10 protein-coding genes and 1 pseudogene are annotated in these 8,219 nt (G+C 47.9%); 5 read left to right on the forward strand and 6 right to left on the reverse strand.

Annotated features, from left to right (window positions below; all coding sequences use genetic code 11):
• A pseudogene (locus JHC35_RS00280) lies at window positions 1-381 on the forward strand (hypothetical protein); the annotation flags it as partial.
• Window positions 378-1,658, forward strand: a complete 1,281-nt coding sequence (locus JHC35_RS00285; protein WP_295041307.1) for an MFS transporter — start codon at window positions 378-380, stop codon at window positions 1,656-1,658. The pseudogene JHC35_RS00280 and the gene JHC35_RS00285, both read left to right, overlap by 4 nt.
• Here the strand turns inward: JHC35_RS00285 and argB are convergent.
• The 5 genes from argB to JHC35_RS00310 form a co-directional block, all read right to left on the reverse strand.
• Window positions 1,648-2,499: an acetylglutamate kinase gene (gene argB, locus JHC35_RS00290; RefSeq protein ID WP_295041309.1), complete on the reverse strand. Its 852-nt coding sequence runs from the start codon at window positions 2,497-2,499 to the stop codon at window positions 1,648-1,650. The two genes, JHC35_RS00285 and argB, sit on opposite strands and share 11 nt — an antisense overlap.
• Complete coding sequence (locus JHC35_RS00295) at window positions 2,483-3,397, reverse strand: tetraacyldisaccharide 4'-kinase (protein WP_295041311.1); 915 nt, start codon at window positions 3,395-3,397, stop codon at window positions 2,483-2,485. Before JHC35_RS00295 ends, argB begins: the two co-directional genes overlap by 17 nt.
• Window positions 3,394-4,512 carry a DegT/DnrJ/EryC1/StrS aminotransferase family protein gene (locus JHC35_RS00300; RefSeq protein ID WP_295041313.1) on the reverse strand — a complete coding sequence of 373 codons (1,119 nt, stop codon included), beginning with the start codon at window positions 4,510-4,512 and terminating at the stop codon, window positions 3,394-3,396. The genes JHC35_RS00295 and JHC35_RS00300 overlap by 4 nt, the downstream gene beginning before the upstream one ends.
• A gap of 14 nt (window positions 4,513-4,526) precedes the next feature.
• Window positions 4,527-5,327, reverse strand: a complete 801-nt coding sequence (locus tag JHC35_RS00305) for an NAD+ synthase (protein WP_295041315.1) — start codon at window positions 5,325-5,327, stop codon at window positions 4,527-4,529.
• A gap of 61 nt (window positions 5,328-5,388) precedes the next feature.
• Window positions 5,389-6,210, reverse strand: coding sequence for a ferritin-like domain-containing protein (locus JHC35_RS00310; protein WP_295041317.1), 822 nt, complete (start codon window positions 6,208-6,210; stop codon window positions 5,389-5,391).
• Between the two features lie 40 nt (window positions 6,211-6,250).
• Here JHC35_RS00310 and JHC35_RS00315 point away from each other — a divergent pair, with 40 nt between their 5' ends.
• The 3 genes from JHC35_RS00315 to JHC35_RS00325 are packed head-to-tail and all read left to right on the forward strand — an operon-like array spanning window position 6,251 to window position 7,898.
• Complete coding sequence (locus JHC35_RS00315) at window positions 6,251-6,514, forward strand: GIY-YIG nuclease family protein (protein WP_295041319.1); 264 nt, start codon at window positions 6,251-6,253, stop codon at window positions 6,512-6,514.
• Window positions 6,499-7,254 (forward strand): transglutaminase-like domain-containing protein, encoded by a 756-nt coding sequence (locus JHC35_RS00320; protein ID WP_295041321.1) that lies wholly within the window; start codon window positions 6,499-6,501, stop codon window positions 7,252-7,254. The genes JHC35_RS00315 and JHC35_RS00320 overlap by 16 nt, the downstream gene beginning before the upstream one ends.
• A 50-nt stretch (window positions 7,255-7,304) precedes the next feature.
• Window positions 7,305-7,898 (forward strand): MBL fold metallo-hydrolase, encoded by a 594-nt coding sequence (locus JHC35_RS00325; protein ID WP_295041323.1) that lies wholly within the window; start codon window positions 7,305-7,307, stop codon window positions 7,896-7,898.
• On the opposite strand, the gene JHC35_RS00330 is transcribed toward JHC35_RS00325, so the two are convergent.
• The coding region (locus JHC35_RS00330; protein ID WP_295041325.1) for a hotdog domain-containing protein at window positions 7,895-8,219 on the reverse strand (325 nt) is incomplete at its 5' end. The genes JHC35_RS00325 and JHC35_RS00330 overlap by 4 nt on opposite strands.

An 8,219-nucleotide genomic window follows, 5' to 3' on the forward strand; every position in this document is an offset into this window, starting at 1 on the left:
GGCGATGGCTGGTACGATACGGGAGATGTCGTCACCATCGATGAGGAAGGATTTGTCCGAATACTCGGACGGGTAAAACGGTTTGCCAAAATTGCCGGAGAGATGATCTCGCTCGAATCGGTCGAAAAACTCGCTCAGAGTGCTTCACCGTCATATTTTCATGCGGCATCTTCTCAAAGCGATGAAGCCAGAGGAGAAGCACTCGTCCTCTTTACCACCGATAAAAAGATGAAACGCGATACGTTGCAACAAGCCGCTCGTATTGGCGGGTATCCTGAGATCGCCATACCTCGCAAAATAATCTACGTTGAATCGATCCCTGTTCTTGGTACGGGGAAAATCGATTATGTCACCCTCAAATCGATGGCGGAAGATGCATGAGTACGCCCCTCTATCTTCTCAAAACCCGCCGTTTCGCTCCCCTTTTTGGAACCCAATTTTTAGGGGCATTTAACGACAATCTCTTTAAAAACACCCTTGCGGTATTACTCACGTTTCAAGCCTCGGAGTGGACATCGCTCTCCTCTGCACTCCTCGCTCCGCTGATCGGTGCCATTTTTATTCTCCCGTTTTTCCTGTTTTCGGGTATCGCCGGTGAAATAGCCGATATCTTCGATAAAGCACGGCTCGCTCGCATCGTCAAGGTCTGGGAAATCTTTTTGATGATCCTCGCCCTCATCGGATTTGCTATGCACTCGTTTGTCACGCTGATGATCGTTATCTTCGGTATGGGGATGCATTCCACCCTCTTTGGACCGATCAAATATTCCATTATTCCTCAACACATGGGCGAAAATGAGTTAGTCACCGCAAACGCTCTCGTCGAATCGGGAACCTTTGCCGCAATTTTGCTGGGAACCATCCTCGGCGGCACCCTCTCAGCAGTCGAAAACGGAGGTATCATCGCTGCAACAGCCTCCATCGTTATCGCCTTGATCGGATACGCCTTTAGCCGATATATTCCCGCTGCCCCTTCGTCTCACACATCAACCACGACAGTTTCATTGAATATTTTTACCCAGACATCGCAGGCAATCCGTCTCTCTTACCGTAATAAAATGGTATTCTTATCAATTCTCGCCATCTCGTGGTTTTGGCTCTATGGAGCACTTCTTTTGTCACAATTTCCCGCTTTCGTTCAATCGGTATTGATGGGAGATGAGAAGACGGTCACCCTATTATTGAGTCTCTTTACCCTCGGTATCGGTGCGGGTTCATTCCTGTGCGAACGGCTCAGCCACCATAGTCTGCGTATTTCGCTTGTGGTGATCGGAGCGATTGGGATGGGGCTATCAGGAATCGATTTCTCCCTTAGTGCAGCACACTTCACCGCATCGGGAACACTATATTCAAACCCGCAATTTTTCCATATCCTTTTGGATTTGACCCTCATCGGAATCTTCGGCGGACTCTACAGCGTCCCTTTGTATGCGTTGATGCAATCAAAAAGCGACGTCGTCTCCCGCTCCCGCATCATCGCCGCGAACAATATCCTCAATGCCCTCTTTATGGTATCGGGTGCTGTAGCGACGATGCTGATGCTGGGAAAAGGGTTTAGCATATCGACGATATTTTTGATGATTGCAATAGGGACACTGATGGTCGCGGGGGTAATTACGGTGGGTTTAAAAAAATATAGCATAAGGATCACAGAGTAATCTGTGTCCCAACACCCTCAGAGGTGAACATCTCAAGCAAAATCGCGTGTTCGATCCGTCCGTCGATAATGTGTGCTTTTGGCACCCCAGCATCGACCGCTTCGAGGCATGAATCGACTTTCGGCACCATCCCGCCGCTAATCGTCCCATCGGCTTTGAGTGCTTCGATCTGCGCTTCGTTGAGCGTTGAAAACAGCTCTTTGTCTTTATTGAGAACGCCCGGAGTGTCGGTCATGAAAATCACTTTGCACGCACCGATAGCCGCCGCAACCGCCGATGCGGCAAGGTCGGCATTGATGTTGTATCCCGGATGCCCCACAATCGGATCGGAACCGATCGGAGCGATGACTGGGACAAAACCTTCGCGTAAGAGGTTGTGGATTACGTCTGCATTGACACTCTCCACCCGCCCCGTCAGACCGAATTTTTCCTCGTCTTTGGGTTTGGCACGCAAGAAATGGGCATCTTTTCCGCTAATACCGATCGCTTTGGCACCATAGGAGTTGAGTAATGAGGTGATCTCTTTGTTGATCTCTCCGCTGAGTACCATCTCGACAATCCGCATCACTTCAGGCGTGCTGACCCGTTCGCCGTCGATAAACTCGGTCGGGATTTTCAGATTACTGAGAAGCTCAGAAATACGACTTCCTCCGCCGTGTACAATAACGATTTTGACCCCGACAAGATAAAGCAGTACGATGTCTTGGGCGAATTTGGCTTTCAGCTCATCTGATGTCTGTGCCGACCCGCCGTATTTAATAACAACGATTTCATCCCGAAACTCTTTAATGAACGGCATCGCGTCCATCAACGTTTTGACGGTATCAATCTTTTTTTGCATGAACATATTCCTTTACTATACTAATCAAGGTTTCATCTAACGCCACGGAAAGATCCAAAAGAGATAGGTTGAGTTTAAACATTGACATTTTAACGAAGTCTTTTGAAGTTACCAAGAGGCTGGTAGCATTGTACTGTTTGATGATACTCTCTAGCTCCCCTTGGGTAAAAAAATGGTGATCTTCGAAATAGACTTTTTCTATCCCCTCAGGCAAATACGGATCGAGCCGTTCAGGACGGGCGATTGCCGTCACCAGTACCATTTTTTCGGTCGGGTTTTTGATACTGACCGAGCGTTGAAACGCAACCCTCTCCATCAATACGATCGCTTTTTTCCCAAACCATAGCCTCTCTCGATAAGCACCCGATGGAAGACAAAACGGATTTTGCGTTGGTACGGCAATCACCAAATCAAGTTTTTCGATCGAGTGTTTTCCATAGCCATCATCGAGCAAGACAACGTCGCACCCCATCGCCTTGGCTTCGGCTATCCCTCTCTCTCGGATTTCGCTTACGATAACGGTCGCGGAAGGGAGAGATTCGGCATAAAGCATCGCTTCATCGCCGCTTCGGATGACATCACAGAGGATCGTCGTTTCGTCTTTGACAACTACCATCCCTTTACTTTTTCGCCCATAACCGCGCAAGACGATAGCGGGTTTGTCAAAATGGCGTGCCAACTCGATGACAACAGGCGTTTTCCCCGTCCCGCCGACGGTGAGGTTACCGACACTGACGACCGGTATTCCCTGCGATTTTGGAGAACTGCGAAGATAGCGGATGTACGCCAGCAGGCAATACAGCCAGCTAAGTGGCAAAAGCAGTAGTGAGAGAATTTTTTGGCTCAACGAGGGGTTATACAGATACCTCTCGCCCCATTGAACAAACCAACGTTTCAAACCCGAGTAGAGGCTACATCCAAAATTGCGTCACAGATTTCATCCACCTGATCATCACTCAAAGCGGCATAATTAGGGATGGAGAGAACCTGCTGATAATTGCGAAGCGCGACCGGAAAATCATTGACACGCAATGAATACTTCGTTTTATAGTAGCTAAGCAAATGGAGCGGAATATAATGCAACCCGCACTCAATACCGCGAGCGGCAAGTTCGCGTGCAAACGAGTCTCGGTTTTTGTCGATTTTGATGATATAGAGCGAAAACGGATGTTCGTCGTTAGCAATCGGTGTTTGAATATGCGGAGCATCGGCTAAACGCTCATTGTAAATCTCCGCAATCTCACGTTGGCGTTCAATAATCTCATCTTGCTTTTCGAGCTGAACCAAAATGGTTGCGGCATCGAGCGGACTCATCATGTACTGGCTTCCAATATCGGTGACGTCGTAGATATATCCCAATCCGTCATCATCGGTCACCATCGCATGATTGCGAAGCGACCTAGCCCGTTCCATAATCTCCTCATCATCACAGACGAGCATACCGCCGTTGCAGACGTTTCGACGCAAATGGGGGCTAAAATCGAAACAGGTGATATCCGCACCCGTAGAGCCGATTCTTTGTCCGTTGTAAGTCGCACCCAACGCATCCGAAGCATCTTCGATGATTTTGACTTCATACTCTTTTGCCATAGCATACAAACGATCCAAATCGATGCATTGACCCGCCACGTGAGAGACGATCACCGCTTTGAGCTTTTTGGATTTGTTTTCCGCCAAATAGGCTCCGAGTTTGTCCAAATCAATCGTAAACGTATCGGGATTGATATCGATAAAAATCGGTTCGGCGTCGAAATGACGTACGACTTCAGGGACTGAAGGATACGCATTGATCGAACAAAGAACTTTGTCTCCCCGCTTGAGATCAATCGCAAGCATCGCCAAATGCAATGCCGCCGTTCCGTGCGATGTCGCCAGCGCATATCCGGCACCCGTATACGATTCAAACGCCGCTTCCAAATCTTCAATAATATTTGGGGCTTCTCCGTCAAGTACTTCGTCTATTTTTTCGCGTTCATCTCCGCCAACTTCTACACGGTAAAATGGGATATTCATATCTGCTTCCTTTTTCATAGGGTAATATCTCTAGGATAATTGAAATCATGATTAAGCGTTCGCGAGGTTAATTTCGCAATGATCGGCATACGCCGTTTAAATTGATTCTGATAAATTCTCTTTATTATCATACCGACTAATTCAGGATTTTCACCCTCCGCAATCATCTCCTCTTGCGTATGACGCTCTTCAACGTAGCGTTTTAATGCACGATCCAAATCGCTGTAGGGATAGCCGATTTCATTCTCGTCGCTTTGACCTTCCCATAAATCTGCCGAAGGGGGTTTGGAGATGATCGACTCCGGAACCCCTAAATAGCGGGCTAATTCGAATACTTCCGTTTTGTACAGATCTCCGATCGGATTCAATGCACTGGCCAAATCACCATGGAGTGTCCCGTATCCGAGCATCAGTTCGCTTTTGTTGCTGGTTCCCAAAACCAACGCCCCCTCGCGCGCTGAAATATCGAATAGTGTTACCATCCGTAACCGTGCAGAGAGATTTCCTACCCGAAGCGGCGACATATCGGGGGTCTCATAGGCACGAAGCATCGGTTCGATGCTTTTGATCTCTGAGCGAAGCGAAAAAACGTTACATAATTCATCCGCATCATCTAACGAACTCTGCGATGAATAGTGGGAGGGCATCTTGACGCAGAGCAGATCATCTCCGAACGCACGATGCGCCAATACGGCGACCACCGCCGAATCGATCCCTCCGCTTAATCCGACCACTACTTTTTTCAGTCCCGTTTTACGAACTTCCTGACTCAGGAATTCGATCAAATAACGGCTGATGAGTTCGTATTTACTCACTAAGCGACCTTATCATTGTATTAAAGTTTTGTATTATAACTCATTTTTGTTGCCGAATATGTCAACACCGGTTTAATGAGATCTTAGCCAGCTCATTATGGTCAAACCCTGCCCGTTTTCGGGCATCGCAGTTGACATCGACTTTGCGGGGAAAACTGTTCGGATAGTGCTTCTCGATAATCTCAAAATAACTTAAAAGCTCTTTGTTTTCCTGCTTGCAGGCATATTCGAACCAAACATCCCCTTTGCGGACATGATCCACCTCTTCTTCGAGTATCACATGCAGTGCGGCGATAATCTTTTGAATTATCGGATCGTTTTGGAACGGTTCTAATTTACGCAATATCAGCGGGGTCGCATCAAGACCGTTGGCTTCGAGATAGCGCGGGACGACCGCCATCCGCTCATACAAATCGAGGGTGCGCTGCGAAGCTTCAAACAGCGCATCATGGACAGGAAACGCCCCGTAATAGCTCCCTAGCTCTTCGAGCAGCGTAACGATCATCTCGAAATGGCGAACCTCATCATCGGCGACAACAAGCCAATCCTCTTCAAACGCTTCACCCAATCCGCGAAAACGATACACTGCATCCAAAGCCAAATCGATTGCGCTGTATTCAATATGGGCAATCGCGTGCAGCAATAAAATCTGTCCGTGAGGCGTATAGAGTTTTGTCCGTCTTGGGACATCCTGAGGATCAATGACCTTGCAATACCCGTGATACGAAGGGGTGGCAAAAATGATCGGTATCGAGGTTACATCACGTGAAATTTCGCCGCGACGGTACGCATCGTAAAATTCTCTGAAAAGTCTGATCTTCTCTTTCGGTTCAGAGATCGTTAAAAGGGTTTCTAAAGTGCTGTAGAGTTCCATAAGTGCCATTATATCGTGTCTGTATCGTTATCTTTGCTATACTCTCCTTATGAAATCATCCGACAAAGCATACACTCTCTACATCCTCCAATGCAGCGACAATACCTACTATACAGGGATAGCCGTCGATGTCGAAAAACGTCTCATAGAGCACAATACCTCCGACAAAGGGGCAAAATACACCCGATCACGCCGTCCCGTCACTCTCATGTACCGTGAAACCTATAGCGATAAAAGCAGTGCGTTGAAGCGGGAACTCGCAATCAAAAAAATGAAGCGATCGGCGAAGGAGGCTCTATGGAGTTGTGGATAAAAATCGCCGTTATTTTGCTGATCGCATTCTTCGTCTACCGAGAGATTCTCAAATCGGCACAAAAACCCTCGATCCAAACCTCCAAAGCAAGCTTTATGAGCCTTGTGGGCGTCGGTGGAGTCGTTGGAGTATTCACCTACGTCGGAATGTCGATGACATGGGTCGAAACCCGCGATCTGCGCCCATATCATCCTGAAAACTCTTCACAATTTGTGAGCCTCCATGACCGAGGAGTTATCGAACTCAACGGAATGGTGATCAAAACCAATCTGGCACATAAAGGGGAACTCGCCCCCCTCGCTGAGAAGCTTACCCAAGGGTGCAACGGGGATGACGGATGCGAAGCCCAAAAGCTTTTCGACTACGTCACCGCGATCCCTTACCGCACCGACTACACGAGCCGAAATGCACTCACCGTCGTCAAAAGCAACTGGGGGGACTGTGACGATAAATCAAACCTCTTTGCTTCCTTGCTGAATGAGCGGGGGATCGATTACCGTTTCGTCTATGTCCCCCACCATGTTTTCGTCGCCGTTCATATCAACGACACCCGCAATGTGCCGTTTCTAAATGCCAAACTCACGATGGAGGGGAAAGATTTCTATTATGCCGAGACGACGGCAAGCGGAGCGAAGATCGGAGAGTTTAACGGGCAGTTTCCCTACAGTTTCGAGGGGATATACGATATGAACAAAAACAAGCCCGAAGAGCTATCCAACGTCAAGTTTTCGATCGGGTAAAGTGCGAATTTCCTATTTATGCTACAATCCGACTAAAAAAGAGTATCTTTATGGAAATCCTCAAACGCCCGATGGGCGATTATCAAACCAACTGCTACATCGTAAAAATTGACGACAAAGAGATCATCATCGATCCGGGGATGGGGGCAACCGAATGGGTGATAGCAAATGTCAAAAACCCGATCGCTATCCTCAATACCCACGGCCATTTCGACCACGTCTGGAGCAACAGCGAATTGCAAGAGAAACTAAAAATCCCCCTCTACTCTCCCAAAGGGGACATGATGCTACTGCAAAACAGCACATGGATGCCAGAGCTTCCTCCCTCCACACCGGACATCGCGGTGGATGGTGATCAGATATTCAATATAGAGGGTATCGAGGTGAAATTTCACCATTTCCCTGGGCATTGTCCGGGATGTTCGATGATCGAGATCGGCGATGCGATATTCAGCGGAGATTTTTTATTTGAAGGTTCTATCGGGCGATGGGATTTTCCGTATTCTGATGCGGAATCAATGCGGGAAAGTTTACAAAAATTTGCAGGATGGAGTATCGATAAACCGCTCTATCCTGGGCATGGGAATCCTACGTCGGTCAAAGCCGAACAGCGAAATATCGATTATTGGTTGAGAATCGTTTAATTCTCAAGATTTTTCAAAAGATCCAAACGCAAGACATGGCGTTCGGTAATGACGGTTTTAAACTCCCCTTCGAACACTTTGATGTCGTGGACGAAGCCGCGTACCGTGACATTGCGTTTACGCCCCTCTTTTTGGTGTTCTGTGGCTTCAAAACTGACCATATCCCCTACTCTCACAGGAGCCAAAAAGAGACAATTTGATGACGCCAAAACGACATTGGGTTCATTCACGGCGACCATCGCGGCGAAATCGGCGGCACTGAAAATAAATCCTCCATGTACCAATCCCAACTCATCCACACGCATCACCTCATTCGTCTCA

Source organism: Sulfuricurvum sp. (genome assembly GCF_022759005.1).
Classification (GTDB): Bacteria; Campylobacterota; Campylobacteria; order Campylobacterales; family Sulfurimonadaceae; genus Sulfuricurvum.

Bases quoted from the DNA above. Each gene is read 5' to 3' on its own strand.
- JHC35_RS00285 (WP_295041307.1), top strand. From the start codon at position 378: ATGAGTACGCCCCTCTATCTTCTCAAAACCCGCCGTTTCGCTCCCCTT.
- argB (WP_295041309.1), bottom strand. From the start codon at position 2,499: ATGCAAAAAAAGATTGATACCGTCAAAACGTTGATGGACGCGATGCCG.
- JHC35_RS00300 (WP_295041313.1), bottom strand. From the start codon at position 4,512: ATGAATATCCCATTTTACCGTGTAGAAGTTGGCGGAGATGAACGCGAA.
- JHC35_RS00310 (WP_295041317.1), bottom strand. From the start codon at position 6,210: ATGGCACTTATGGAACTCTACAGCACTTTAGAAACCCTTTTAACGATC.
- JHC35_RS00315 (WP_295041319.1), top strand. From the start codon at position 6,251: ATGAAATCATCCGACAAAGCATACACTCTCTACATCCTCCAATGCAGC.
- JHC35_RS00320 (WP_295041321.1), top strand. From the start codon at position 6,499: ATGGAGTTGTGGATAAAAATCGCCGTTATTTTGCTGATCGCATTCTTC.
- JHC35_RS00325 (WP_295041323.1), top strand. From the start codon at position 7,305: ATGGAAATCCTCAAACGCCCGATGGGCGATTATCAAACCAACTGCTAC.